The following is a 23,074-nucleotide window of genomic DNA, read 5'->3' as shown; positions in this document are numbered from 1 at the left end:
TGCGGTGGCCGTCAGAGGACGCGCAGGGTCTGCTTGGCGAGCTCGTACGCGGGCAGCATCGCGTTGTGCTCCTCGGTGTCCATCCCGCCGAGGTGCAGCACGACCGGGCCGTCGGGCGTGGAGACCGCCAGGGCGCTCTCCTTCTTCGTCTCCTCCAGCAGCTTGCTCGTGCAGAGGTACTCCACCTCCACACCGGACAGGCCGGTGGCCGTCCTGAAGGAGCGGTACTTCTCCTTGCTGGTGTTGTCCTCGGCGGCGACGAACTGCCGCAGCACGGTGCGCGCGTCGGCGTTGCCGGGCTCGCCGGTCCACACCCGCAGGAAGCCGATCCTGCCGGCGGGCTTGGCGTCGATCTCACAGGCGGTGGTGACCGGGCCCTGGCGCAGGAAGGCGTCGGCGAGGGCTCCGCTCAGGTCGCCGTCCGAGCCCTTCGACGCCTTCGACATCTCCTTCTCGGCGTCGATGCCCTTGGGCTTCCAGCTCTTGGCGATGTCGAAGCTGACAGGCAGTTCGCAGGCCGACCCGGCGGCGCCGACGGTGCCGCCGCGCGCCGCGACCGCGTTCTTCGCCCCCGCGCTCCCGGCGGCCGACGGGCTCCTCGACGCCTTCGCCTCTCCGTCCGGCGACTGCGAGCAACCTCCCAGCACCGCCGCCAGCACCATCGCCTGGACCACCCGGCCTCGCACGGACCCCACCCTGACCTGCACTGTCGTCTCCCCTCCTGTCGAGCGCGGCCACTGTAACCGAGGGTGCCGACACAGCCGTACGCAATAAAGGGGGACAGTGGAAGGAGGGTGCTCAGTCCTCGTCCCGCCGGCAGTGCAGGAACAGGTGCGGCTCGGGTACGGCGTCGGGATGGGCCGGGGAGAACGCGGCGTGCTCCTCGGACAGGACCGTCAGGCCCGCCCCGGTCACCAACCGCGTGAAGTCATCGGCGGCGAAGCTCGTCACCCGCACCGGATGCCCCATGAACACCGCCTCGAAGGCCTCCACGTCGAGGGGCACGGTGGCCAGCACCGCGAGCCCGCCGGGCCGAAGCGCACGCGCCATGCGGCCCACGACGGCCGACTGCTCGGCACGGGACATCTGCAGCAGTGAGAAGTACCCGCACACCGCGTCGAACGAGCCCTCCGCGAGCGGCAGTTCACGGATGTCGGCCAGCCGGAACTCGGCCCCGGCCACCTGCCGGGCGGCGATGTCGACCATCACCGGGGAGACGTCGACGCCCAGCACACTGTGCCCGGCCTCGGCGAGGGTCTGCGCGGTCGGCCGTCCCGTCCCGCTGCCCACGTCCAGCACCCGGCTGCCCGGCTCCAGCCGGTCCAGCAGCCACCGGAGCGAGGCCCGGTGCGCCTCGGACGACGCGAACGCCTTCTCGTAGTCGAGACCCAGTGCGTCGAACACCACGGCTGCCGGTGCCCGCTGTTCGTCCTCGCCCAAGACCGCTCCTTCCGTGTCCCGCCAGGTGCCCGGCATCGTCGCACTCCCGTCCCGCAGCCCACAATGCCGCGCGCCGGGTGCCATTTGCGGACCGCCGCACCCGCAGGGCAGGGTTCGGAACGTGCCTACCTTGCTGATCGTGCATCACACCCCCTCGCCCAACTGCCAGGCCATGTTCGAGGCCGTCGTCTCCGGCGCGACCACGCCGGAGATCGAGGGCGTCCGCGTCGTACGGCGGGCCGCCCTGTCCGCCACCGCCTCCGACGTCCTGGAGGCCGACGGCTACCTCCTCGGCACCCCGGCGAACCTCGGTTACATGTCCGGCGCCCTCAAGCACTTCTTCGACCAGGTCTACTACCCCTGCCTGGACGAGACCCGGGGCCGGCCCTTCGGCTACTACGTCCACGGCGGCAGCGACGTCACCGGCGCCGTCCGCGCCGTCGAGGCCCTCACCACCGGCCTCGGCTGGCGCCGCGCCACCGAGGCGGTGACCGTCACCGGCGAGCCCGGCAAGGCCGATGTGCAGGCCTGCTGGGAGCTGGGCGCCACGGTCGCGGCCGGGCTCATGGCCGAGGTCTGAGGGTGCGGGGCCCGACGGTCCTCAGCCCGCGCCGGACCGGGCGTGAGCAGACAACCGGTGCGCAGCGGAAGGCCGACGGCGACGGTGTCGGGGAGCGGGGCCCGTAGGCCGTTCGGGTGTCGGGTGGACGTGGTCACGGCGCACCTCCCGCCGGGAGGGGCGGGTGGGTGGAGGGGGCATGTGCGGCGGTCGTGCAGGAGCGGCATCCGGCTCCGGTCCGGGCTCGCACGCTGATACCGGACCCGGCGCACATCCTCTACCTGGATGGATGAAGGTGCGGGCGCGGTGCCGCTGGCCGACGATGAGGAGGGAGACCGCGTCCCCGGGGCGCGGTCGTGCACCGCCGAACGTCGTCGAGCCGAGGGAGCGTCGCATGGGAGCGGACGGCCACATACGCGGACGGACCGCCCAGGACGAGCAGGACGCCGAGGAGTTGCTGCGCCGGTGCGCACGGGACGTGGTGGACGTCGCCGAAGGCATCCGCGAGGTGTCCACACGCACCAGCACCGCGCTGTTCGCGCCTGCCCTCACCGCCTCCGCGCGCCGCCGTCCCCGTACCGGTCTCGCCGCCCGGTGGGCACTGCTGCGGGCCCTGACGAACAAAGACGGCCTGGGCGGCTCCGCGGTCACGGCACCGAAGGGCATCGGCCATGTGCTCGGCGCGGCCGGCGAGGTGCTCGGCCGGGAGAGCCTGGCCGCGCTGGTGGCTGTCACCTCCCTGCGCCTGAGGATCGCAGCCGTGCTGTGCGACCACCCCGAGTTAGAACGCGACCCGGGCATGCGTCGGCTGATGGGCGCGGTCACCGCCGACCGCGACCTGGAGGCCGTGCGCGCCCTGCGTGCCCTGTTCAGGGACCGGAGTGCCCAGCGCGCCCTGTCCGGGCTCGCGCCCCTGATGGCCGAACTCCTCGCCGTACGAGCCCTGCTGGACGAGGATCCGGAGAACCACGAGACCGGCAGGGCGCCGGCCGCCGGCCGCGGCCTGTCCGCCGGTCCGGTGTACGGCATCAGCGCCGCCCATCTCGCGGGCATGGACCGGGGTGAGGGAGCGGCCGAGGCCGTCGACCTCTCCGACCAGGAGCGGCAGACCGTGGCCACCGAAGGCTCCCTCCTCGGTTTCCTGCGCAACATCGAGGTCGTGTCGACCAACGGGCGGATCCTGGTGCAGAACGTGCGTGGCCCCGACGGCGTCGTCCGGTACGTAGTCCAGGCCCCCGGCACGGCGCCCGGACGCCCCCGCAACGACTCCCCGCAGGACTTCGTCGGCGCCTGGCGCGACCTCTTCACGACCGACTCGCCCCACACCCGCTCGATCCTGCTCGCCCTCGCGGACCACGGCATCCCGCGCGGTGCCGACCTCGCCCTGATCGGGCACAGCGAGGGCGGGATCGCGCTGATGAACCTCGCGCAGGACGAGGAGTTCTGCCGCGCCTACCGGGTCACCCACGTGATCGCGGTCGGTTCCCCGGTCGGCAACAAGAGGCCCGCCGACCCGCGAACCTGGGTCGCCAGCATCACCAACCAGCACGACATCGTGCCCGTCCTCGACGGCCGGGACGCCGACTCCGCCTCGAGCCCGCACCCCAACCGGTACGAGGTCGACTACACCGGGCCCACCCGCGAGTTCCCGCTGTGCCACATGCTCCGCGAGTACATCGCGCACCTGCGGACCGTCGTCCCCGAGGCCCGCAAGGGCGTCGACGAGGCGCTCGCCCCCTATCGCGGCCCGGTGGTGCGCACCCAGGCCTACCAGCTCAAGGACCGCGCCCACCCGCCCGAGGGCTACCCCTTCCTCACCGTCCCCACCACCTCACTCCCCACCATGACCGGGCCCGTCGACGTCCCGGTGCGCTACTACGACTCCTCCGCGGCCCACCTCTGCTTCGCCGTCGACGCCGCTGCCGCGCGGGGCCTGCTGCCCGACGTGACCTGGATGGTGCCGAGCCGGCTGGGCCGACGGGCGCTCGCGGTTGTGTCCCTGTACGACCACCGCTGTTCCACGATCGGCCCCTACGCCGAGATCGCCCTGTCGGTGCTGGTGGACGACCTGTGGCGGCCGCGCCCGTACGACGCCGCCGCCGACCTGCTGCGCCGCGTCGACCTGCGCCGCACCGGCCGCTACGTCCTCTCCCTCGCCGTCAGCAGCGAGGAGGCGCGCGTCGTCTCCCGGCAGATCTGGGGCCAGCCCGCGGTCCGCATGGCCGCCGAGGCCGATCTGATGAGCCGTGACCTCGGTGTCGCCGCACCGGGGCTGGGGCTCGCCGTCAAGGGCCGCCTCGGCCGGGGCCTGCGCTGCCCCGAGGCGGACTGGATCCTGTACGGCCGGCGCGGCGAGAGCACCGTGCGCACCCTGGTCCGGACCCACGGCCGGCTGCGGCTGCACACCGGAACCGGCGTGCGGCTGCGCCTGGACACCGCCGCGGCCGAACCCATGGCCGGGCAGCTGCGGCGGCTCGGCATCGACGCGTCCCGGCCGCTCTTCGTGCTGTCCTGCCCGCAGTTCGTCTTCCACCGCAGCGCCGGCGCCGCCCTGCCGCGCTGACCCCGCACGCACACCCGTCAGTGGGAGCCGCCATGGTCACCGAGTCCCTCCGCATGCTGCCGTCGGCCGACGAACTCCATTACCAGGCAAGCAGATTGCGCGCAGACGCCGACCTGATGGAGGGCTATGCCCAGCAGTTGCTCGCCACCGCGTCCGAGCTGTCCGCCTGCCCGACGGCACCCGAGTGGAGCCGCCCCACCCTGGAACTGCAGGCGGCCGCCTGTAGCACCGCGGCGAAGCAACTGCGCACCGCGGCCGAGGCGTTGCTCGCCCACTCGCGGGCCTGACCGGTCCGATCGGAGCGCGGCGGCCCGGCAGTTCGAACCGCTCCGGCCGAGGGAGACGAAGCAATGCCCTTTGTCCGCCTGCAGGTTGCGGTGCACGAGGTCGGAGAATCCGAGGGGCTCGACGGGGCGCAGCGTGCCCATCTCCCCGGAAGGTGGCCTGCCCCGCTACGACGCCTCGCACGACCGCCCGCCCGGACGGCTGAAGTCCGGCATCGTCCGCCTCGTCCGGTCCAGCGGGGCCCCGGTGATCCCGATCGGGCACGTCGGCGCCCGCCGGGTCTCCTCCGGAAGCCGTGCCGAGCAGCCGGCCGAATGAGCCACCGCCCCCATCCGCCGCCCCCGTCCGCCGCCCCACGTCCACGTGCGCATCGGCCCCGCCGTCCCGCCGTCCCGCCGTCCCGCCGACCGGCTCGCCCCGGCCGCTGGACGACCTGGAGACCGCCCTCGCCGACGCCTGGTCGTGTGCGGTGCGGACGCTGGGAGTGACCGTTCGTCAGCGACGTTCGCACATCCGGGTGGTAGCGGCCGCCGTCCTGGGCCGAACGAGTTGTCGTAGCCCGGAACAGCCGCTTTCGGCGCGGATAATCACGCTTCATGCAGCTCGTGAAAGCACGCGTCCCGGCACGACGCGCCCCTGTGGCCGTCACCGGACTGGGACTGGTCACACCGGCCGGGATCGGCCGCGACGCGGCGTGGGAGGGCCTGTGCGCCGGACAGTCCACCGCGGTCGCCGACCCCGGCCTCGATGGGCTGCCCGTGGCCTTCTCCTGCCGGGTGCCCGACCTCGACACGGCCGGACTGCTCGGGCACCGGCTCAGCCGCCGCCTGGACCGCTTCACCACCTTCGCGCTGCTCGCCGCCCGGGAGGCGGTCGCCGACGCCCGGCTCACACCCGGCGGCTGGGACGGGGCCCGCGTCGGCGTCGTGATGGGGGTCGGCACCGGGTCCATGCAGGGCTGGCAGGCCGAGTTCGACCGGCTCGCCCACAGCACCCCGGAGCGCGTCTCGCCGCTCGCGCTGCCGCGCAGCGTGCCCAACATGGCTGCCGCCGAGATCGCCCTCGACCTCGGTGCGCAGGGCCCCAACATGGTCGTGAGCACCGCCTGCGCCTCCGGCACCAGCGCGCTCGGACTGGCCCGTGACTGGCTGCTGTCCGGTGCCTGCGATCTTGTCCTCGCCGGGGGCAGCGAGTCCGCCCGGCTGCGGATGACCGCGGCCTGCTTCGCCCAGATGCGCGCCCTGTCCCGCCGCGCCGACAGCCCGCACGAGGCCTCGCGGCCGTTCGACCGCGACCGCGACGGTTTCGTCCTCGGCGAGGGCGCCGGCGTGCTCGTCCTGGAACGCGTGGAGGACGCCCGCGCCCGCAGCGCCCGGCCCGCGGCACTGCTCTCCGGGTTCGGCGCCTCCTGCGACGCCCACCACTTCACCGCCCCGCACCCGGACGGCGACGGCGCCGCCCGCGCCATCCGCGGCGCCCTCACCGACGCCGGCCTGGCCCCCGAGGACGTCGACCACGTCAACGCGCACGGCACCTCCACCCCGCAGGGCGACACGGCCGAGCACAACGCGCTGTACCAGGTCTTCCGCCGGCCCCCGCCCGTCACCGCCGTCAAGGGCACCATCGGGCACGCCCTCGGCGGCGCCGGCGCCATCGAGGCGGCCTGCACCGTGCTCACCCTGCGCCACCAGCTGATCCCGCCCACCGCCAACCTGGACACCCTCGACCCGGCGATGGACCTCGACGTCGTCGCCAAGGCGCCCCGCCCGCACCGGATACGAGCTGCCGTCAGCAGCTCCTTCGGCTTCGGCGGCCAGAACGCCGTGCTCGCCTTCACCGCCGTCGACTAGCAGCCACTCCGCACGAAAGGTCCCCCTGTTGTCGGAGTTCTCGCAATCCACCCCGCTGACCGGCAGAGCGCGGTCCTGGCCCAGCGGCGAGCAGCTCATGATCGGCGTGTTCGTCGCCGTCCCGTTCCTGGCGCTCCTCGCCGCCGTGCCGTTGGCCTGGCGGCACGGTCTGAGCCCCACGGACCTGGTGCTCGCCGTCGTCTTCTACCTCGTCAGCGGACTCGGCATCACCGTCGGCTTCCACCGGCACTTCACCCATGGTTCCTTCAAGGCCAGGCGGCCGCTCAGGATCGCCCTCGCGCTGGCCGGCAGCCTCGCCGTACAGGGTCCACTGCTCACGTGGGTGGCCGACCACCGCAAGCACCACCGCTTCTCCGACCGCGACGGGGACCCGCACTCGCCCTGGCGGTACGGCCGCTCACCCCGCGCCCTGGCCAAGGGCATGCTCTACGCCCACCTGGGCTGGCTCTTCGAGACCGAGCACGCCTCGCCCCGCACCTACGCACCCGACCTGGTCCGCGACCGCACGCTGATGCTGATCTCCAGGCGCTTCGGACTCGTGGTCCTGGCCTCCGTCGCCCTGCCCGCCGTGCTCGGCGCGGTGCTGACCCGGTCCTGGCAGGGGGCGCTCAGCGCGTTCTTCTGGGCCGGGCTGGTGCGGATCTGCCTCGTCCACCACGTCACCTGGTCCATCAACTCCATCTGCCACGCGACCGGTTCCCGTCCCTTCCGCAGCCGGGACCGCTCGGGCAACGTGTGGTGGCTGGCCCCACTGTCCTTCGGCGAGTCCTGGCACAACCTCCACCACGCCGACCCCACCAGTGCCCGGCACGGCGTGCTCACCGGCCAGCTCGACGCCAGCGCCCGACTGATCCGCTGGTTCGAGCGCCTCGGCTGGGCCTACGAGGTCCGCTGGCCGGAGCGGCGCCGCATCACCGCGCGCCGGCGCGAGAAGGGGAGCCCACAGGGATGACCGTACGGCAGCACGTGCACGTCAGCGGCCGCGTCCAGGGTGTGTTCTACCGCGACACGTGCCGTCGGTTCGCCGAGGAACGGGGCGTGGCGGGCTGGGTGCGCAATCTCTACAACGGCGACGTGGAAGCCGTCTTCGAGGGGCGGCCCGACGACGTCGCCGAGCTGGCCCGCTGGGCGGCAGAGGGTCCACCGACGGCCCAGGTGACCCACTGTACGGGCGTGGCCGAGGAGCCCGAGGGTCTGTCCGGCTTCCAGGTACTGCCCGACGCACCGCCGGGCGACGAGCCCCGCGCCGACTAGACCCCTGGTGGCCGGGCCGAACGGGACCGGCGAGCTGCTCGGAGCCGAGCCGACCCGGGGGTGGGCGCGGCGTCGGCCATGACGCTCCCCTTCGGCGCGGCATCCGCAGCGTGTGTCCGAAGGGGGGCGTGGCGTCGGTGTCGTAGGCGGACGGTCAGGCGCAGCGGGTGGCCGCCGAGGCGTCGTGTCGGACCCAGACGGACTCGATCACGCGCCCGTCGGGCAGGATGTGTCGGGGCGGGCCCTCGTCCGGGACGAAGCCCGCCCGGGTCAGGGCCCGGCGGCTCGCGGTGTTCCCGGTCTCCGCGCCCGCCCGGGCCCGGGCCAGGCCGAAGTGCGTGTGCGCGAGCAGCGCCCCGGCCCGGAACAACTCCGCGCCCAGGCCCTGCCCGCGGCAGCGCGGTGCCAGCCAGCCGCCCACCTCGCCTGTGTGGTGTTCCAGTTGCAGTCCGCCGGCGTAGCTGAGGTCGGCCCTGCGCACACAGACGAGGAACACCGGGATGTCGGGGTCGGGGGTGAAGGGCTTCGCCAGTAGGCGCGGAACGCGGCGGCCGTCGTCCCCGGCGGGCCGCCACTCCAGCAGGGCGCGCCGGGTGCCGGGGTCGGGCGCGATCCGGTCGGCATGGTTGCCGAGCCACCGCTGGGCCTCGGCGTCAGCGCTGGCGGCGAGCGCCGCGGCCACGTCGAGGTGGGTCCGGGGCGTGAACAGCAACAGCCGCTCGGTGGCCAGGACGTGCCGGCCGGGCTCGCACCGCCCGGGCACGGGGAGCCCGGACACGGCCCGGCTCCGGCGGACGAGCGACCAGACCATGGAACCCCCCGATGGAACCGCTGCGTGGCGGACGGTCCGGACCCTTACGGGGAGCCGGGCCCGCCGACGGATGCGAACGGCTCGCATCGGGGTGAATCTACCGAGGAATCGGGTGGGGGTGGCTGCCGCCGGCCGATGGCTCACGGCTGAGGGCGTACGGCTCCTTACGGCTGATGGCGTTCGGCCGGGCCGTCGGGACCCGGTTTCGGGCGCGTCCGGGTCCAGGAGGGGTCGGCGGGCAGATCAGGGACAGGGGTCGGCCGGGGCATGGGGCGGAGTTCCTTCGGACGAGTGGGGGATGGTCCGGGGGAGGGGTGCGGGTGGTGCGGGGTCGGCCGGGGGTTCGGGTGCGGTCGTCAGGTCGGCCCAGACGATCCGCGCGGGCCGGTCGGGCGAGAGCGTCACGCCCCAGTCGGCGCTCAGCGCGTCGACCAGGAAGAGCCCGCGTCCGTTCTGGTCGTCGGGTCCGGACTGCCGTTGGACAGGGCGGGCGGCACCCCGGTTCTGGTCCTCGACCTCGAGACGGACCCGGTCCGCGGTACTGCGCATCCGGCACACGATCCGTTCGCCGGCCGCGTGCACCAGCGCGTTGGTGACCAGCTCCGAGGCGACGAGGACCGCGTCGTCCCGGACGGGTTCGGCGACGCCCCATGCGGTCAGCAGGTCGCGCAGCACGCGGCGGGCCGTGCCGACCGCCGCGGGCAGGGCCGGCAGTTCGAAGGCGGCCGTGGGTCCGGGAGTTACGGCCCCGGAGGCGAGCGGGTCGGGGCTCTTGGGCCCAGGGAGTCGACCCGGGTGCTCGCCTCCGGGTGGTCTTGGGGTGCCGGCGGCCTCCGCGGGCCGGTGCGCGGGCTCCGTGGCGTCGGGTATGCGGAGCGGAAGGCCGATCGGGGGCAGCCGCAGTGGGGACGGACTCGCGGCCGACTTGCCGGGGATCGGGTTGTGGTGCTCGGGCAGCCGGTGGAGCGGTTGGGGGAGGGAGGAGGGCGGAGCCATCGCCGTACGCCTTTCGTCCGGCCTCGCGTCGGGGGGCGGTGTCGGAGGGTCGGCCGTCCAGGGGTCGGACGACGCACACCGCCTCCCATGAGGCCGTGGTGCAGCCCCGTCTCCCCCAACTGGACTGCGCCGCCCGCTCCTTCGGTCAGCCGGAGCAGTGAGTCCACTGTGTCACCTGTCAACAACCCCTCGCAACATGCAAGTTGAAAATTGCAAGAAGCCAAGTGCATGCTGCTTCAGGCAAGAAATGATCGAATGGGTTCGGGAAAGCGATCGCGTGAGACGGTGACCCTGAAACCCGTGTGAGGGGGTGGGCGTGACCGCGGAGACCGACTGGGGCGGCGCCCCTTCCGTTCTGCGCATGATCCTCGGCCGACAGCTCGAGGGGCTGCGGACCCGGGCCGGCCTGACCTACGAGCAGGCGGGCGCGGCGATCGGCGTCAGTCACTCGACCATCCGTCGCATGGAGGCCGCCAAGGTCGCCCGGCTGCGCCTCGCGGACGCCGAGAAGCTCCTCCAGGTGTACGGCGTGACGGACCAGCAGGAGATCGACACCTTCCTGCAGTCGGTGCGGGAGGCCAACAAACGCGGCTGGTGGCACACCTACCGCGACGTCATGCCCGACTGGTTCGCCGCCTACCTCAGCCTGGAGCAGGCGGCGCTGCAGATCCGGGCCTACGAGAACCAGTTCGTGCACGGCCTGCTGCAGACCGAGGCCTACGCGCGCGCCCTGCTCGGCGCCGGCAATCCGCACGCCCCGGCCGAGGCCACCGAACGCCGGGTCGCGCTGCGCATGCGCCGGCAGGAACTGCTGGCCCGGGAGGGGCCGCCGCGGCTGTGGGTCGTCATGGACGAGACCGTGCTGCGCTGGCCGGTCGGCGGGCCCGAGGTGATGCGCGCCCAGATCGACCATCTCATCGAGGTCAACCGGCTGCCCCATGTCACCCTGCAGCTCATGCCGTTCGCCAGCGGCCCGCATCCGGCGATGCGGGCGGGCGCGTACCACCTCTTCCGGTTCCGGGCCCGCGAACTGCCCGACATCGTCTACCTCAACGGCCTGGTCGGGGCCGTCTACCTCGACAAGGGCGGCGACGTCGTGGTGTACCGCGAGGCCCTGGACCGGCTGGGTGCCCAGGCGGCGCCCGCCAGGAAGACCGAGACCGTGCTCGGCGCGATTCGCAAGGAGCTGTAACCGTGCACCCTCCCATACGCAACGGCATGCCGGCCCGGCAGCTGGGTGCCCGCGGCTGGACCAAGCCGTGGAGCGACGACGCCGGCGGCGCCTGCGTGGAAGTGAAGAGGCTCGCCGACGGACGTGTCGCCGTACGCCAGTCCACCGACCCCGACGGTCCGGCGCTGGTGTTCACGTCCCACGAGATGTCGAGCTTCCTGACCGGAGTGAAGGAGGGGGACGCCGACTTCCTGCTGTGACCGTGCCTGTTGTGACGCACCCCTTTTGACGCAAGTTCCACACCCCCCGACCCGAATGGGAGACACGGCGTTGCCCGACAACGGATGGCCGGCCGACCGCATCGACACCGAGAACGCCCACTCCGCCCGCATCTACGACTACATCCTCGGCGGAAAGGACTACTACCCCGCCGACCAGGAGGCGGGCGACGCCATGTCCCGGGAGTGGCCCGCCCTCCCGGTCCACATGCGCGCCAACCGCGACTTCATGAACCGTGCCGTGCGCTGGCTCGCCGAGAAGGCGGGCATGCGCCAGTTCCTGGACATCGGCACCGGCATCCCGACCTCGCCCAACCTGCACGAGATCGCGCAGGCGGTGGCCCCCGAGTCCCGGGTCGTCTACGTCGACAACGACCCGATCGTCCTCACCCTCTCGCAGGGCCTGCTGGCCAGCGCACCCGAGGGCCGGACCTCGTACGTCGAGGCCGACTTCCGCGACCCGGCCGCCATCCTCCAGGCCCCGGAACTGCGCGACACCCTCGACCTGAACAAGCCTGTCGCCCTCACCGTCATCGCGATCGTCCACTTCATGCTGGACGAGCACGACGCGGTCGGCGTCGTCCGCAGGCTGCTGGAGCCGCTGCCGTCGGGTAGCTACCTGGCGATGTCCATCGGCACCGCGGAGTTCGCGCCCGACGAGGTGGGCCGGGTCGCCCGCGAGTACGCGGCCCGCAACATGCCGATGCGGCTGCGCACCATCGACGAGTCCCACGAGTTCTTCGAGGGCCTGGACCTGGTCGAACCAGACATCGTCCAGGTGCACAAGTGGCACCCCGACGGCACCGGTGAGAAGGACATCCGTGACGAGGACATCGCGATGTACGGCGCGGTGGCCCGCAAGCCGTGAGACCCGGGGCCGGGGTCCGACCCACCTCCCGGACCCCGGCCCCGTTCGTGTCGTACGACGGGCCGGGCCGCGCCCCGGCCGGTAGCGTGAGGCCATGTACGCCACGCGAGTCACCCGGCGTGTGCAGGCGCCGGCGGAGGCCGTCTACCGGGCACTGGTCGACCCGGACGCCCTCGCCGCCTGGCGGGTCCCCGAGAACATGACTGCCCGCGTCCACACCTTCGCGGCCCGCGAGGGCGGTGCCTTCCGGGTCTCGCTCACCTACGACGACCCGCGCGGCCCCGGCAAGTCCGGTGGGCACACGGACACCTACCGCGGGTACTTCGCGAGACTCGTCCCCGGCGTCCGGGTCGTCGAGGTCTTCGCGTTCGAGACGGACGACGAGAGCCTGCGCGGCACCATGACCATGACGACGACGCTCACCGAGACGGACGGTGCGACGGAAGTCGAGATCCTGCACGAGGGCATCCCGGACGACATCCCCCGCGAGGACAACGAACTCGGCACCCGGATGGCCCTCGACCACCTCGCCCGGCTGGTCGAGGAGCGGAATCACCCGACGCCCTGAAGGGATCTGGCCAAAAGACCGGCAAATCGGTCCGGAATTCGGCACAACCTTTGCCGACGTGTCAGACACCCGAAAATGCGGGGAAGGAAGTTCCGGAGAAGCGGAACCGGGCGGAGGGAAATGCGGTCTTAAAGTCCGTCGACGGCCGGGATCGGTCCGGTCGCGAAGAAACCGGGGGAACGAGAAAGATGTCCGTAAGTCGACGCAAGACCCTCCTGACCGCAGTCGCCCTCACCGCCGGGCTCTCCCTGGCCGCCGTGACGCCCGCCCTGGCCGGCTCCGGCGCCGGCCACGCCCCGCGTGCCGCCGCCGTGTCCTCCGCCCAGGGCGACCCGCGCAACGTCACCCAGCACGTGGCCGACTTCTACGGCGCGTACATCGACTCCGTCTGGGCCACCGAGGACCCGGCGGCCGGTCCCGACGCCAAGGCTCTGCGGGCCTTCTACCTGTCCTCCGCCGCCCAGAAGAAGGTCGCCGCGTACGAGAGGAAGAACCACGCCGACGGCATCCTGTTCGCGCAGAACGTGCCGGTGAAGTGGAAGGTCGCCTACACCGGCTCCGGCGCGGGCCACGCCACCAGCAGGGTCACCCTCACCTGGGGCGACGGTCCCCACGCCGAGGTCACCAGGATCGACGTCCGGTCCGACCTGACGACCCTGAAGATCACCGACCTCAAGCCGGCCCGCTGACCGGCTGACGGGCGCAGTCCCGCCCCGCCCCCACTCGGGGCGGGGCTCGCGGCTTTCCGGGCCTGTCAGGACCGGCCGTGCGGATGGTACGGCCGGGGCAGTCGCATCCCGCGGTCGGCCATGATCTGCCGCACGTGGTCGGGGTAGTCGGTGATGATCCCGTCGACGCCGAAGTCCATCAGCGCCTCCACCGTCGCCGGGTCGTCACAGGTCCAGGGGACCACCTTCAGGCCGCGGGCGTGCGCCTCCGCGACCATGGCCGCGTCCGAGTAGAAGCGGAAGCCGGGGTCGCCGACCTTCCCGCTCTGCGGGAAGCCGTAGTTGGGGGAGAGGGTCGTGACCCCGGGGACGGTGGCGGCCGCCCTCACGAAGTCACCGCCGTAGTCGTCGGCGTCGATCCCGCCGAGCCACGGGGACGCGCCCGGCCGACCCACCTGAAGGAAATCGTAGTTCGTCAGCGCCACCAGCGGCCGACGCGGCGCCAGCCGGTGCATCAGCTTCAGCGCGCCCCAGTCGAACGACTGGATGGTGACCTGCCGCTCGATGCCGGAGCGGTGGATCTCCTCGTGCACCCGGCGGACGAACACCTCGCGCGGCGCGGTCTGTTCGGGCGCGCCCGCCTCCACCTTGGTCTCGATGTTCAGCTTCACCTGCCTGGCCTGGTAGCTCTTGACCAGGTCCAGCACGTCCTTCAGCTCGACCATCCGGAAGCCCTTGACGACCTCCTGATCGGGGAAGCCGGGCAGTTGCCGGTAGCCGCAGTCCAGGGTCTTGATCTGAGTGAGCGTCAGTTCCTTGATGTACTTGCCGACGTACGGGTACATCGGGTCGCCGGGCGTGGCCGGGCCCGTGTCGCGGCACTTGACGCCGTTGATCTGCCGGTCGTGGTTGACGACCACCTTCAGGTCCTTGGTGACGTGGGTGTCCAGCTCCAGCGTGGACACCCCGAGCCGCATCGCCTTGCCGAAGCCCTCCAGCGACTCCTCGGTGGTCATGCCGATGCCGCCGCGGTGGGCCTGGAGGTCGAAGCGTGTGAGCGGCGGGGTGGCCCGGGCCGCCTGCGCGGCGGCGGGGAACGCGAGCGCCAGCGCCGGCAGCAGGGCGAGGCCGGCGAGCAGGTGTCGTACGGACATCGGAACTCCCTGTTCTCGGGGCGCCCGGGATTCTCGCAACGACCGGCCGGGGCGGACCACCTCCGGAACTGAACATTGACGCAAAGGCTGTTGAACGTGCGCGGCACCGACACCTCGGCCGGGCCCGTGGGCGAACAGTCGCGCGAACGTCCCGGAGCGGAGCGTCAAGGGCTTCTAGGAGCCATGGGCCAGCAGCCGTGCGCCCTCGCGTCCGTGGTGGTGGTGGCGGCGGTCGACGGGCGTGCGGTGCAGCGCGATGAGGGCGGCGTCGTCGTCCAGCCGGCCGCCCACGTGGGCGAGCAGGTCGCGCCGCACATGGTGCATCAGCGCCTCCGGACTGTCGTCCGTCCAGCGCGCGACCCGCTCCGCCAGCGGATAGAACCGCCCGCGCGCGTCCCGGGCCTCCACCACACCGTCGGTGTACAGCAGCAGCGTGTCACCGGGTTCGAAGGAGAACACGTCCAGCGTGTGATCGGCGGCCCCGTGCACGCCGAGGGGCGGCGACGGGTGCAGGCTCGGTACCGAGACCGCGTGCCCCGGGCTCAGCAGCAGCGGTGGGGGATGGCCGCAGCTGGTCATCACGGTGACCGGATCCTGGTCCGGGATCTCCACCAGCAGGGCGGTGGCGAAGCGCTCACCCGCCTCCTCCTCCGTCTCCAGCTCGGTGGCGTAGCGGCTGATGCTCTGGTCGAGACCGGCGGCCAGGTCCGCCAGCGCCACGTGCCGGTGCGCGCTCTCCCGGAACGCGCCGAGCAGCAGGGCCGCTTCCCCGATGGCCGGCAGCCCCTTGCCCCGTACGTCGCCGATCAGCACCCGCACCGCGCCGTCGCAGCGGGTAACCGCGTACAGGTCGCCGCCGATCTGTGCCTCGTCCTCGGCGGCCAGGTACAGGGAGGCGATGCGCAGCGGACCTATGTGCTCGGGCAGTGGCCACATCAGCACGTGCTGCGCGGCCTCGGCGACCGTGCGCACCTGCGCCAGCTGGGCCTGGCGGCGCTCGCGGACCGCGCTGTAGACCACGCACATCACCGAGAGCACCGCGAGGGTGACGAGTTGTACGACGTGGTTCGAGGTGGCGATCCCGCCGTGGAGGAAGGCGATCAGCGTCTGGGCGGCCAGGGCCAGCGCCCCCACGAACGCCGTGGTCCGGGGCCCGGCGAACGACGGCGTGAGCGCCGGGGCGATGACCAGGGCCGGGCCCAGATGAATGCTCTCGGGGGAGCGGATGTCCACCACCGTGATCACCACGATGAGCACGATGGGGAGCAGCAGCAGCGCATGCGTCGACTGCCACGATTGCTGCACACCCGCGCCCCTCTGCCGGAGCCTCATGCCTACCAGCGTGCTCCCGGACGAGCCGCACGGCACGTGGAAGAGCGGGAACAGGACGTCACGACGGTGGCATGCCCACGGCCCGGCGGGCGTGCGCCACGGAGAACACGTTCGCGCCGTGCGAGGCGCTGCAGCCCGACGCAAAGGTGGCCGATGAACCACCTCGTCGCGGCCCGTCGACCGCCCCGCACGGCCGGTCCGCAGCGGCGGACCGCTCCCTCGTCCTCGGGCCCGACGTGCTCGTCCGCCGCGCGGCGGAGGGAGGCTCGGCCCGCAGCGCGATGCGTGACGGGTGCCCCCGCTGCGATCTTCGGTAGCGGACGGGCCCGCCGGGCCCCCGACGCCGAGGACCACGCATGCACTCGCCGCCGACCGCGCCCGCATCAGCCACAGCCCGCCGCCCGGGACGCCTCCGTGCCGCGTGGCGGGCGGCCCACGAGCCAGTCGAGGGGGTCTCCCGGAGGATGCGGCTCGTCGCCCGCGCCGTGCCGCTGACCGTCCTGCCCGCAGGCCTGTGGCGCCTTCCGGCCGCGTTCGACCCCGGTATCGGGATCGGGGAGCGGGTCTACATCGTGTTCCTGTCGCTCTTCTCCGAGGCCGTCGCGTTCACCGCGTTCGGGTTGATCGCCCGCTGGGGCGAGGTGTTCCCGAGGTGGGTGCCGTACCTGCGCGGCCGGAGGGTCCCGGTGAGCGCGGCCGTGGTCCCGGCCGCGCTCGGCGCCATCGTCCTGACTCTGCTGTGGACGGTCCTGACCCTCACCACCCAGATCATGGGCCGGACGATCCGGGGCGGGAAGCTGCCCGACGACTTCCCCAGCCAGGCAGGTGGCTGGGAGGCCGTCTCCTTCTACCTCTGCTACGCGCCCCTGATCCTGTGGGGTCCCCTGCTCGCCGTCCTGACCGTCGCCTACGCCAGGCGCCGCGGCGGCAGGGACGACCCCGGCCGGGTCGGCTAGCGGTTCACCGAGCGCATCCCGGCCTCGTCGTAGCGCGCGCCCGCCGCCTCGGGCAGTTCGGCGTCGATGCGGGCGAGGTCCTCCTTGGACAGCTCGATGTCGGTCGCGGCCGCGTTCTGCTCCAGGTAGGTACGGCGCTTGGTGCCCGGGATCGGGACCAGGTCATCGCCCTGGGCCAGCACCCAGGCGATGGCCAGCTGCGCGGGCGTCACGTCCTTCTCCGCGGCGATCTCCTTCACCTTCCCGGCCAGCCGGAGGTTCGCCTCGAAGTTGGTGTCCGTGAAGCGGGGGTTGGTGCGCCGGTAGTCGTTCTCGTCCAGCTCGGTGGGGGAGGAGAAACGGCCGGCGAGGAAGCCGCGGCCGAGCGGGGAGTACGGGACGAAGCCGATGCCGAGTTCACGGCAGGTCGGCAGCACCTCGGCCTCGGGGTCCCGCGTCCACAGCGAGTACTCGGTCTGCACGGCGGTGATCGGGTGGACGGCGTGGGCGCGCCGGATGGTGTCCGCGCTCGCCTCGCTCAGTCCGATGTGCCGCACCTTGCCCTCGGCGACCAGCTCCGCCAGGGCGCCGACCGTCTCCTCGATGGGCACGTCCGGGTCGACCCGGTGCTGGTAGTAGAGGTCGATGTAGTCCGTACCGAGCCGCTCCAGCGAGCCGTGGATCGAGCTGCGGACGTGCTCGGCCGAGCCGTCCTGCCGGCCCACCGTGCTCATGTCCCCCGGTACGGCGTTGTCCATCCGGTAGTTGAACTTGGTGGCGATGACGTACTCGTCGCGGTGTCCCCGGACCGCCTCGCCGACCAGCGACTCGTTGGTGAGCGGGCCGTAGAGCTGCGCGGTGTCGAGGAAGCCGATGCCGAGCTCCAGGGCGCGCCGGATGGTCGCGATGCCCTCGTCCTGGTCCGTGGTGCCGTAGAAGGCCGACATGCCCATGCACCCGAGGCCGATGGCCGATACCTGGAGATCCCGCAGACTGCGCTGTCGCATGAGGTGTCCCAGCCTTTCCTGCACACTTGGTCGTCGTTCCGTACGGCACGGAGGCCCTCATCCATCTAGCGACGGATTCCCTCACCCGGCATCCCGTGGGGGAGGCCGGGCGACGTGACCTTCGCGTGCCGGGATGTCTGCGACGCTATGACTTGGAGCACACTCGAAGTCAACTCAGCCGTTCAGCCGGACCGGCAGCTCGAACAGGTCGTTCTGGGTGACGACCGGCTTGTTGCGCAACTCGGACGCCGGCACCTCCAGTTCCAGGGCGGGGAATCGGGCGTACAGCGCGGGCAGGGCCACGCCCGCCTCCAGCCGGGACAGCGCAGCGCCGGGGCACACGTGCGGGCCGTGCCCGAAGGAGATGTGACGGTTCCTCGTCTCTCGCGTGAGGTCGAACTCCCCGGCGCTCGGGCCGTGCGCGTTCTCGTCGCGGCCGATCGCCCCGTACGACACGATCAGCGCGTCCCCGGCCGGGAGCACCTTGTCACCCACCGGCACGTCCTCGGTCGCGAAGCGGATCAGGACGTGCGAGGTCGGGGTCGAATGACGCAGCGTCTCCTCGATCACCGCCGCCCAGTCCGCCTGCCCGGACAGCACCAGGGCCCGCTGGGAGGGGTGGGCGGAGAGGTTGACGACGGCGTTCACGATCAGGGAGATGGTCGTCTCGTGCCCCGCTGCGACCATCAGCTGGAGGGTGGAGACGATCTCCTCGTCCGAGAGGTGGTCGCCGTCCTCGGAGGCGAGGATCAGGGCGCTGGTCAGATCGTCGCCCGGCTCGGCCCGCTTCGCCTCCACCGTCTCCGCCATGATCCCCGCCAGCTCGGTGAGGGTCGCGACGACCTGCTCGGGCGGGGTCTGCGTGGAGAAGAACCTCTCGAACAGCACCTGCAGGCGGGGCAGCCGCGCCTCGTCGAGCCCCATCAGGGCGGCGACGACGTACATGGGCAGCGGATGGGCGAAGGCCGCCTTGAGGTCCACGACCTCCTCACCGGCGGGCAGCGCGTCGAGCAGGTCCTGGGTGAGCTTCTCGATCCGCTCCCGCATGCGCTCCACCCGGCGCGGGGTGAGCGCCTGCGCGACCAGCGTGCGCAGGCGACGGTGGTCGGCGCCGTCCACGGTGAGCATGGAACGGCCCGGGTTGGCGAGGCCGATCAGCGGCCAGTCCGCCGGGATCTCGCCGCGCTGCCAGGCCCCCCATACCTCGATGTCCTTCACCAGGCGTGGGTCGGTGAGCAGCGCCTTGGCCTCGGCGTGGTGGGTGACGGCCCACACCGGGACGCCGCCCGGCAGTTCCACGGCGGCGAGCGGGCCGGCCGCACGCAGCGCCGCGCTCTCGCCGTCCAGGTCGGTGACGAAGGGGTCGAGGGCGATCCGGGCGTGGTCGGTCTCGGTCGTCATCGTGGCGTGCCTCCCGGGGCAGGGGTCGGGGGTACCGCGCCGGTCCGGCAGACACCCCCGGATCCCGGCGGATCGGCGGATCGGCGGATCGGCGGGCGACGCGGGATCAGAGGGCGGGTACGGGCGTGAACCGGACGGGCAGCTCGGTCAGTCCCCTGAGCCAGGGCGAGGGCCGGCGGGTGAGGGACTCGGCGGGCACCGCCAGGTCGATGTCGGGGAGCCGGTCCAGTACGACCTCGATGCCGGTGCGCGCGATCACCTCGGCGATCTCCTGCGCGGGGAACGGGCAGCGGTGCTCGCCGTGGCCGAACGAGAAGTGCGCGCCGTTCCCGCCGGTCAGCGCCGAGGCGTCGGTGCGGACCTGGGGATCGGAGTTGGCGCCCTGCAGCCCGAGCAGGAGCAGATCGCCGGCCCGGAGCGGGCGGCCGCCGAGGTGGGTGTCGCGGGCGGCCCAGCGGCCGGCCACGTTCTGCGTGGGTGTGTCCTCCCACAGCACCTCGTTCATCGCCTCGGCGACGCTGCCCTGCCCGCCGAAAAGGGAGGCGGCGAACCGGTCGTCGGTGAGCATCAGCCGGAGCGAGTTGCCGATCCAGTCGGCGGCCGGCTGGTGCCCGGCCGCCATCATCACCATCAGGTCCTGCACGATCTCCTCGTCGGTGAAGCCGCCCTCGTCGGCGAGCATCCGGGAGACCACGTCGTCGGCCGGCTCCTTCCTGCGGTCGGTGAGCAACTGCCGCATGGAGGCGGCCAGATGGTCCTGGCCGGCGAGGGCCCGTTCGCGTCCGTCGATCATGTCGTTGAGGGCGGTGACCAGACCCGGACCGTCCTGGTCCGGGAAGCCGAACAGGTGGGCGAGGACCCGTACCGGCAGCAGCATCGCGTAGTGCGTGACCAGGTCGGTCGCGCCCGTGGCGCAGACCGCGTCGATCAGCTCGTCCGCGAACCGCTCGGCGTGGCCCCGCAGTTCGGAGGGGTCCACCGCCTCCAGCGCGTCGCCGACCATCGCGGCGCGCTGCCGGTGCCGTTCGCCGACGGTGTAGAGGATCGACGGCTGCCGGTGGCCGATCATCGGCAGCAGCGGCCAGTCGTCCGGGATGTTCGGCCACTGGTTCCACAGCTCGGAGTCCCGGCTGAACAGCACCGGATCGCCGGTCACCTGGTGCAGTTCGCGGTACCCGAGCACCAGCCAGGCCGGCACGCCGCCGTCGAGCAGTACGGGGACCACAGCGCCGTGCTCGCGCCGCATCTCCCGGTACAGGCGGGCCGGTTCGGTCTGGAAGAGGGGGCCGGTCAGGGGGACGGCGTCGGGGATCACGCGAGCTCCTGTTGATCAGAGGTTGCGGAGTGCAACGATCACCTGCTCCAGGATGTCGGGGTCGGTGACGGCCGGCGGGCGCGGATGACGGGCGCTGACTCGGCCCGCCGCCAGCAGGTCGCACAGCAGCACCTTGGTGATGCCGACGGGCAGGCGCAGCTCGGCGGCGATCTCGACCACCGACGCGGGGAACTCGGTCATCCGCAGGATCGCCGCGTGCTCCGACTGCATGCCGGCCATCGGCTCCGACTCCGCGACGACCAGCGTGACCAGGTCGAAGGGGTTGTCGGGGCCGGTCCGGCTGCGTCCCTGGGTGAGGGTGTAGAGACGGTCGGGCGCATCGTCCCTGCCGGGCCGGCTCATGACGTACGGGGCCGAGCGGTCAAGTGCTCAGCGAGCTGCTCGACCAGTTCGGTCATGTGGTGCCCGACGACCCCGGGGTCCGCTTCCTCCGTCGTCACGACGGCCAGGTGGGCGCCCGCGCCCGCCTCGACGATGAACAGTACGCCCCCGTGGAACTCGGTCATCGCCGAGCGCACACCTCCGCCGCCGTCACCGAACTCGGCCGACGCCCCGCGCGACAACGACTGGATCCCGGCGGCGATCGCGGCGAGCTGGTCGGCCTGGTCCGGGCTCAACTCCGGCGACCGGCACAGCCTTAACCCGTCCCGGGACAGCACGAGCGCGTGCCGCGTCCCCGGTGTCCTCTCCAGCAGTCCCTCCAGGAGCCAGGTGAGCGTCTCGTCGGCGGTGCTCGGGCCGTTCATGAGGTGGCGTCGCCTTCCGGGTGCGCGTGCGGGTGGGAGCAGGGGGAGCTGTGCTCGGGCTCGTCGTCCGACCCGGGAGCGGGGCGGACGGCCTGACGGAAGGTGCTGAAGCGGGTGGCCCGGGTCCTGGCCTCGTCGGTGCCCGGTGCGGGGCGTGGCGCGATGCTCGGGGGCGCCGGGCGGGACCGTTCGGCCTCGGCGAGGGTGCGGCCGCGGCTCCGTCTGGGCAGCCCGGTCTGGTCCTCACCCGTGGGAGGCGCGGGGGACTCGTGGACCGGGGAGGGTCCGGCGGTGACGGTCGGCTCGGCCGGCCGTCCGGCGTCCGGACGCGTGGCGGGGCCGACGAGGATCTCCTGCGGGATGAGCATCAGCACGCCGGTGCCGCCGCGCGCAGACGGCCGGAACGACACCTTCAGGCCGTGCTTGCGGGCCAGCCGGCCGACCACGGCGAGCCCGAGCCGGGTCCCCGTGAGGCCGCCCAGCTCCGAGACGTCACCGGCGACCGCCCGGTCGGCCCGGCGCAGCTGCACGTCCCCCATCACCAGGCCGCTGTCCTCCACGGACACGAGCACGCCGGCCGCCACCTCCTCGACGTAGACATGTACTTCGGCCGTCGGCGGCGAGAACTTCGCCGCGTTGTCGAGGAGTTCGGCGAGCGCGTGCATCACGCCCTCGGCCGCGTGTCCGGCGACGGCGGTCTCGCTGACCGAGTGGACGCGCACCCGCTGGTAGCCGGCGATCCGGCCCAGCGCGCCGCGCAGCAGGGACTCCATCCCTATGGGCCGCGCCCACCTGCGCCCCGACCGCGCCCCGGAGAGGACGGCGACGGAGTCGGCGAGCCGGCCGGCCTGGGCCGTACGGTGGTCCAGGTGGAGGAGGTCGGCCAGGACGTCCTCGTCGGTGTGCCGGTCCTCCATCGCCCGCAGATCGGCGAGGGTCGCCGTGGCGAGGGCCTGCATCCGGGCTGCCGCGCCGGCGGTCGCGGAGATCGCCGCGGCCCGCTCGCGCCGAGCCTGCCGCAAGTCCTCGGCCAGCCGGGTGTTCTCGCCGCGGACCCGGTCGAGCTCCTGCGCGCCCTCCTGGGTGAGCCGGGTCCGATCGGCCGTGAACTCCTCCTGCTGCGCGGCCATCTCGTCGATGAGCCGCTGCTGTTCCCGACGGTTCTCCTCGCTCGTGCGGGCCTGTTGCTGCAGAAGTCGGCCGATCTCCCGGGTGGCGCTGTCCAGCCTGCGCCGGGTGCCGCGCGCGGTGTGCCCGGAGTGTGCCGCCGTGGCCACGGCGGCACAGAGCACGACCGCCGCCGTACCCCCACCCCAGGCCAGCGGCGCGCGCATCGAGTCCGGTGCGGCCGACACGGCCGCGAGGACCACGAGCGCCGAGAGCGCACCGGACACGGCGAGGGCGGCGGTGAGCGTACGGAGGGAAGGTCGTTCGCCGGGATGCGTGGGCACGGTCATCGGTCCGGTGTGGTCCTCGCGGCAGAGGGGGCGAGCAGGGGCGGGCGGGTAGCGGAGCGACTATCGAGAGTGAACTGGCGGTCACTATACGAGAGTTGGTGATCGAATCTGGAAGGTTCAGGTGTGTTTCCACGAAGTGGGCGGTCGAACCTGTGCGTTGACCCGGGCGCCGCGTGTCTCGAGGCAGTACGGGCGCCTGCCCCGGCCCCGGGCTCGCTGAACTGGGAGCGTCCGGAACGGGGCGGCTCAGGCAAAGAGGGGGGGAATCGCACATCAGTGCGATGCGGCTGAAACAGGTTGAATGCGGGCAAAATTCCCGCATGGCCGGGGTGCGGGGTGCGGGGAGCGGGGAGCGGGGTGGAGGGGGCGATGCG

At 72.6% G+C, this 23,074-nt stretch carries 25 protein-coding genes; 13 read left to right on the top strand and 12 right to left on the bottom strand.

The window, feature by feature from the left end:
- Positions 1-11: 11 nt before the first annotated feature.
- Positions 12-707, bottom strand: a complete 696-nt coding sequence (locus ACIF83_RS20285) for a lipoprotein (protein ID WP_399728623.1) — start codon at positions 705-707, stop codon at positions 12-14.
- 91 nt (positions 708-798) lie between these two features.
- The gene (locus tag ACIF83_RS20280; protein WP_399728620.1) at positions 799-1,476 is read right to left on the bottom strand and encodes a class I SAM-dependent methyltransferase; all 678 of its coding nucleotides are present in this window, start codon (positions 1,474-1,476) and stop codon (positions 799-801) included.
- Between the two features lie 85 nt (positions 1,477-1,561).
- On the opposite strand from ACIF83_RS20280, the gene ACIF83_RS20275 reads away from it, so the two are divergent.
- The 7 genes from ACIF83_RS20275 to ACIF83_RS20245 all read left to right on the top strand — a co-directional run bounded on the left by ACIF83_RS20275 (position 1,562) and on the right by ACIF83_RS20245 (position 7,972).
- Positions 1,562-2,020, top strand: a complete 459-nt coding sequence (locus tag ACIF83_RS20275) for a flavodoxin family protein (protein ID WP_393478132.1) — start codon at positions 1,562-1,564, stop codon at positions 2,018-2,020.
- A 373-nt stretch (positions 2,021-2,393) separates the two neighbouring features.
- Positions 2,394-4,562 (top strand): hypothetical protein, encoded by a 2,169-nt coding sequence (locus ACIF83_RS20270; RefSeq protein WP_399728616.1) that lies wholly within the window; start codon positions 2,394-2,396, stop codon positions 4,560-4,562.
- Between the two features lie 32 nt (positions 4,563-4,594).
- Entirely contained in the window at positions 4,595-4,849 is a 255-nt protein-coding gene (locus ACIF83_RS20265) for a hypothetical protein (protein WP_399728614.1), read from the top strand.
- A 133-nt stretch (positions 4,850-4,982) separates the two neighbouring features.
- A complete protein-coding gene (locus ACIF83_RS20260; RefSeq protein WP_399728611.1) occupies positions 4,983-5,165 on the top strand; it encodes a hypothetical protein in 183 nt (60 codons plus the stop codon).
- A gap of 278 nt (positions 5,166-5,443) precedes the next feature.
- Positions 5,444-6,697 carry a beta-ketoacyl-[acyl-carrier-protein] synthase family protein gene (locus tag ACIF83_RS20255; RefSeq protein ID WP_399728608.1) on the top strand — a complete coding sequence of 418 codons (1,254 nt, stop codon included), beginning with the start codon at positions 5,444-5,446 and terminating at the stop codon, positions 6,695-6,697.
- 28 nt (positions 6,698-6,725) lie between these two features.
- A complete protein-coding gene (locus ACIF83_RS20250) occupies positions 6,726-7,670 on the top strand; it encodes an acyl-CoA desaturase (protein ID WP_393478141.1) in 945 nt (314 codons plus the stop codon).
- Entirely contained in the window at positions 7,667-7,972 is a 306-nt protein-coding gene (locus ACIF83_RS20245; RefSeq protein ID WP_398139893.1) for an acylphosphatase, read from the top strand. The genes ACIF83_RS20250 and ACIF83_RS20245 overlap by 4 nt, the downstream gene beginning before the upstream one ends.
- A gap of 154 nt (positions 7,973-8,126) precedes the next feature.
- Here ACIF83_RS20245 and ACIF83_RS20240 read toward each other — a convergent pair whose 3' ends face one another.
- Positions 8,127-8,750, bottom strand: coding sequence for a GNAT family N-acetyltransferase (locus tag ACIF83_RS20240; RefSeq protein WP_393478147.1), 624 nt, complete (start codon positions 8,748-8,750; stop codon positions 8,127-8,129).
- A gap of 276 nt (positions 8,751-9,026) precedes the next feature.
- A complete protein-coding gene (locus tag ACIF83_RS20235) occupies positions 9,027-9,779 on the bottom strand; it encodes an ATP-binding protein (protein ID WP_399728604.1) in 753 nt (250 codons plus the stop codon).
- 316 nt (positions 9,780-10,095) lie between these two features.
- On the opposite strand from ACIF83_RS20235, the gene ACIF83_RS20230 reads away from it, so the two are divergent.
- The 5 genes from ACIF83_RS20230 (at position 10,096) to ACIF83_RS20210 (ending at position 13,353) form a co-directional block, all read left to right on the top strand.
- Positions 10,096-10,971, top strand: coding sequence for a helix-turn-helix domain-containing protein (locus ACIF83_RS20230; RefSeq protein WP_399728601.1), 876 nt, complete (start codon positions 10,096-10,098; stop codon positions 10,969-10,971).
- A gap of 26 nt (positions 10,972-10,997) precedes the next feature.
- Entirely contained in the window at positions 10,998-11,210 is a 213-nt protein-coding gene (locus ACIF83_RS20225) for a DUF397 domain-containing protein (RefSeq protein ID WP_094219813.1), read from the top strand.
- A 70-nt stretch (positions 11,211-11,280) separates the two neighbouring features.
- The gene (locus ACIF83_RS20220; protein WP_399728598.1) at positions 11,281-12,096 is read left to right on the top strand and encodes an SAM-dependent methyltransferase; all 816 of its coding nucleotides are present in this window, start codon (positions 11,281-11,283) and stop codon (positions 12,094-12,096) included.
- Between the two features lie 94 nt (positions 12,097-12,190).
- On the top strand, positions 12,191-12,664 hold the full coding sequence (locus ACIF83_RS20215; RefSeq protein ID WP_399728595.1) for an SRPBCC domain-containing protein: 474 nt from the start codon (positions 12,191-12,193) through the stop codon (positions 12,662-12,664).
- A gap of 188 nt (positions 12,665-12,852) precedes the next feature.
- A complete protein-coding gene (locus tag ACIF83_RS20210; protein WP_399728592.1) occupies positions 12,853-13,353 on the top strand; it encodes a hypothetical protein in 501 nt (166 codons plus the stop codon).
- Between the two features lie 65 nt (positions 13,354-13,418).
- Here ACIF83_RS20210 and ACIF83_RS20205 read toward each other — a convergent pair whose 3' ends face one another.
- Together ACIF83_RS20205 and ACIF83_RS20200 are read right to left on the bottom strand one after the other, a co-directional pair.
- A complete protein-coding gene (locus ACIF83_RS20205; RefSeq protein ID WP_399728589.1) occupies positions 13,419-14,486 on the bottom strand; it encodes a glycerophosphodiester phosphodiesterase family protein in 1,068 nt (355 codons plus the stop codon).
- Positions 14,487-14,660: 174 nt separating this feature from the next.
- Entirely contained in the window at positions 14,661-15,818 is a 1,158-nt protein-coding gene (locus tag ACIF83_RS20200; RefSeq protein ID WP_399728586.1) for a PP2C family protein-serine/threonine phosphatase, read from the bottom strand.
- A gap of 356 nt (positions 15,819-16,174) precedes the next feature.
- Here ACIF83_RS20200 and ACIF83_RS20195 point away from each other — a divergent pair, with 356 nt between their 5' ends.
- Positions 16,175-16,774: a hypothetical protein gene (locus ACIF83_RS20195; RefSeq protein ID WP_393478168.1), complete on the top strand. Its 600-nt coding sequence runs from the start codon at positions 16,175-16,177 to the stop codon at positions 16,772-16,774.
- Here ACIF83_RS20195 and ACIF83_RS20190 read toward each other — a convergent pair.
- The 6 genes from ACIF83_RS20190 to ACIF83_RS20165 all read right to left on the bottom strand — a co-directional run bounded on the left by ACIF83_RS20190 (position 16,771) and on the right by ACIF83_RS20165 (position 22,700).
- Positions 16,771-17,760 carry an aldo/keto reductase gene (locus ACIF83_RS20190; protein ID WP_399728583.1) on the bottom strand — a complete coding sequence of 330 codons (990 nt, stop codon included), beginning with the start codon at positions 17,758-17,760 and terminating at the stop codon, positions 16,771-16,773. The two genes, ACIF83_RS20195 and ACIF83_RS20190, sit on opposite strands and share 4 nt — an antisense overlap.
- 174 nt (positions 17,761-17,934) lie before the next feature.
- The gene (locus tag ACIF83_RS20185) at positions 17,935-19,161 is read right to left on the bottom strand and encodes a cytochrome P450 (protein WP_399728581.1); all 1,227 of its coding nucleotides are present in this window, start codon (positions 19,159-19,161) and stop codon (positions 17,935-17,937) included.
- A gap of 106 nt (positions 19,162-19,267) precedes the next feature.
- Positions 19,268-20,476: a cytochrome P450 gene (locus ACIF83_RS20180; protein WP_399728579.1), complete on the bottom strand. Its 1,209-nt coding sequence runs from the start codon at positions 20,474-20,476 to the stop codon at positions 19,268-19,270.
- 15 nt (positions 20,477-20,491) lie between these two features.
- Positions 20,492-20,839 (bottom strand): DUF742 domain-containing protein, encoded by a 348-nt coding sequence (locus tag ACIF83_RS20175; protein ID WP_398139901.1) that lies wholly within the window; start codon positions 20,837-20,839, stop codon positions 20,492-20,494.
- The gene (locus ACIF83_RS20170) at positions 20,836-21,243 is read right to left on the bottom strand and encodes a roadblock/LC7 domain-containing protein (protein WP_393478179.1); all 408 of its coding nucleotides are present in this window, start codon (positions 21,241-21,243) and stop codon (positions 20,836-20,838) included. Before ACIF83_RS20170 ends, ACIF83_RS20175 begins: the two co-directional genes overlap by 4 nt.
- Positions 21,240-22,700 carry an ATP-binding protein gene (locus ACIF83_RS20165; protein ID WP_393478182.1) on the bottom strand — a complete coding sequence of 487 codons (1,461 nt, stop codon included), beginning with the start codon at positions 22,698-22,700 and terminating at the stop codon, positions 21,240-21,242. The genes ACIF83_RS20170 and ACIF83_RS20165 overlap by 4 nt, the downstream gene beginning before the upstream one ends.
- Between the last annotated feature and the right edge of the window lie 374 nt (positions 22,701-23,074).

It is taken from the genome of Streptomyces sp. NPDC085866, assembly GCF_044541035.1.
In the GTDB taxonomy this organism is placed as follows: Bacteria; Actinomycetota; Actinomycetes; order Streptomycetales; family Streptomycetaceae; genus Streptomyces.
This window is presented reverse-complemented; position numbering and strand designations above follow the sequence as displayed.

Excerpts from the sequence above, each read along its gene's own strand:
- ACIF83_RS20280 (WP_399728620.1), bottom strand. The coding sequence starts at position 1,476 with ATGCCGGGCACCTGGCGGGACACGGAAGGAGCGGTCTTGGGCGAGGAC.
- ACIF83_RS20270 (WP_399728616.1), top strand. The coding sequence starts at position 2,394 with ATGGGAGCGGACGGCCACATACGCGGACGGACCGCCCAGGACGAGCAG.
- ACIF83_RS20265 (WP_399728614.1), top strand. The coding sequence starts at position 4,595 with ATGGTCACCGAGTCCCTCCGCATGCTGCCGTCGGCCGACGAACTCCAT.
- ACIF83_RS20255 (WP_399728608.1), top strand. The coding sequence starts at position 5,444 with ATGCAGCTCGTGAAAGCACGCGTCCCGGCACGACGCGCCCCTGTGGCC.
- ACIF83_RS20245 (WP_398139893.1), top strand. The coding sequence starts at position 7,667 with ATGACCGTACGGCAGCACGTGCACGTCAGCGGCCGCGTCCAGGGTGTG.
- ACIF83_RS20235 (WP_399728604.1), bottom strand. The coding sequence starts at position 9,779 with ATGGCTCCGCCCTCCTCCCTCCCCCAACCGCTCCACCGGCTGCCCGAG.
- ACIF83_RS20225 (WP_094219813.1), top strand. The coding sequence starts at position 10,998 with ATGCCGGCCCGGCAGCTGGGTGCCCGCGGCTGGACCAAGCCGTGGAGC.
- ACIF83_RS20215 (WP_399728595.1), top strand. The coding sequence starts at position 12,191 with ATGTACGCCACGCGAGTCACCCGGCGTGTGCAGGCGCCGGCGGAGGCC.
- ACIF83_RS20210 (WP_399728592.1), top strand. The coding sequence starts at position 12,853 with ATGTCCGTAAGTCGACGCAAGACCCTCCTGACCGCAGTCGCCCTCACC.
- ACIF83_RS20205 (WP_399728589.1), bottom strand. The coding sequence starts at position 14,486 with ATGTCCGTACGACACCTGCTCGCCGGCCTCGCCCTGCTGCCGGCGCTG.
- ACIF83_RS20200 (WP_399728586.1), bottom strand. The coding sequence starts at position 15,818 with ATGAGGCTCCGGCAGAGGGGCGCGGGTGTGCAGCAATCGTGGCAGTCG.
- ACIF83_RS20195 (WP_393478168.1), top strand. The coding sequence starts at position 16,175 with ATGCACTCGCCGCCGACCGCGCCCGCATCAGCCACAGCCCGCCGCCCG.
- ACIF83_RS20190 (WP_399728583.1), bottom strand. The coding sequence starts at position 17,760 with ATGCGACAGCGCAGTCTGCGGGATCTCCAGGTATCGGCCATCGGCCTC.
- ACIF83_RS20185 (WP_399728581.1), bottom strand. The coding sequence starts at position 19,161 with ATGACGACCGAGACCGACCACGCCCGGATCGCCCTCGACCCCTTCGTC.
- ACIF83_RS20175 (WP_398139901.1), bottom strand. The coding sequence starts at position 20,839 with ATGAGCCGGCCCGGCAGGGACGATGCGCCCGACCGTCTCTACACCCTC.
- ACIF83_RS20170 (WP_393478179.1), bottom strand. The coding sequence starts at position 21,243 with ATGAACGGCCCGAGCACCGCCGACGAGACGCTCACCTGGCTCCTGGAG.
- ACIF83_RS20165 (WP_393478182.1), bottom strand. The coding sequence starts at position 22,700 with ATGACCGTGCCCACGCATCCCGGCGAACGACCTTCCCTCCGTACGCTC.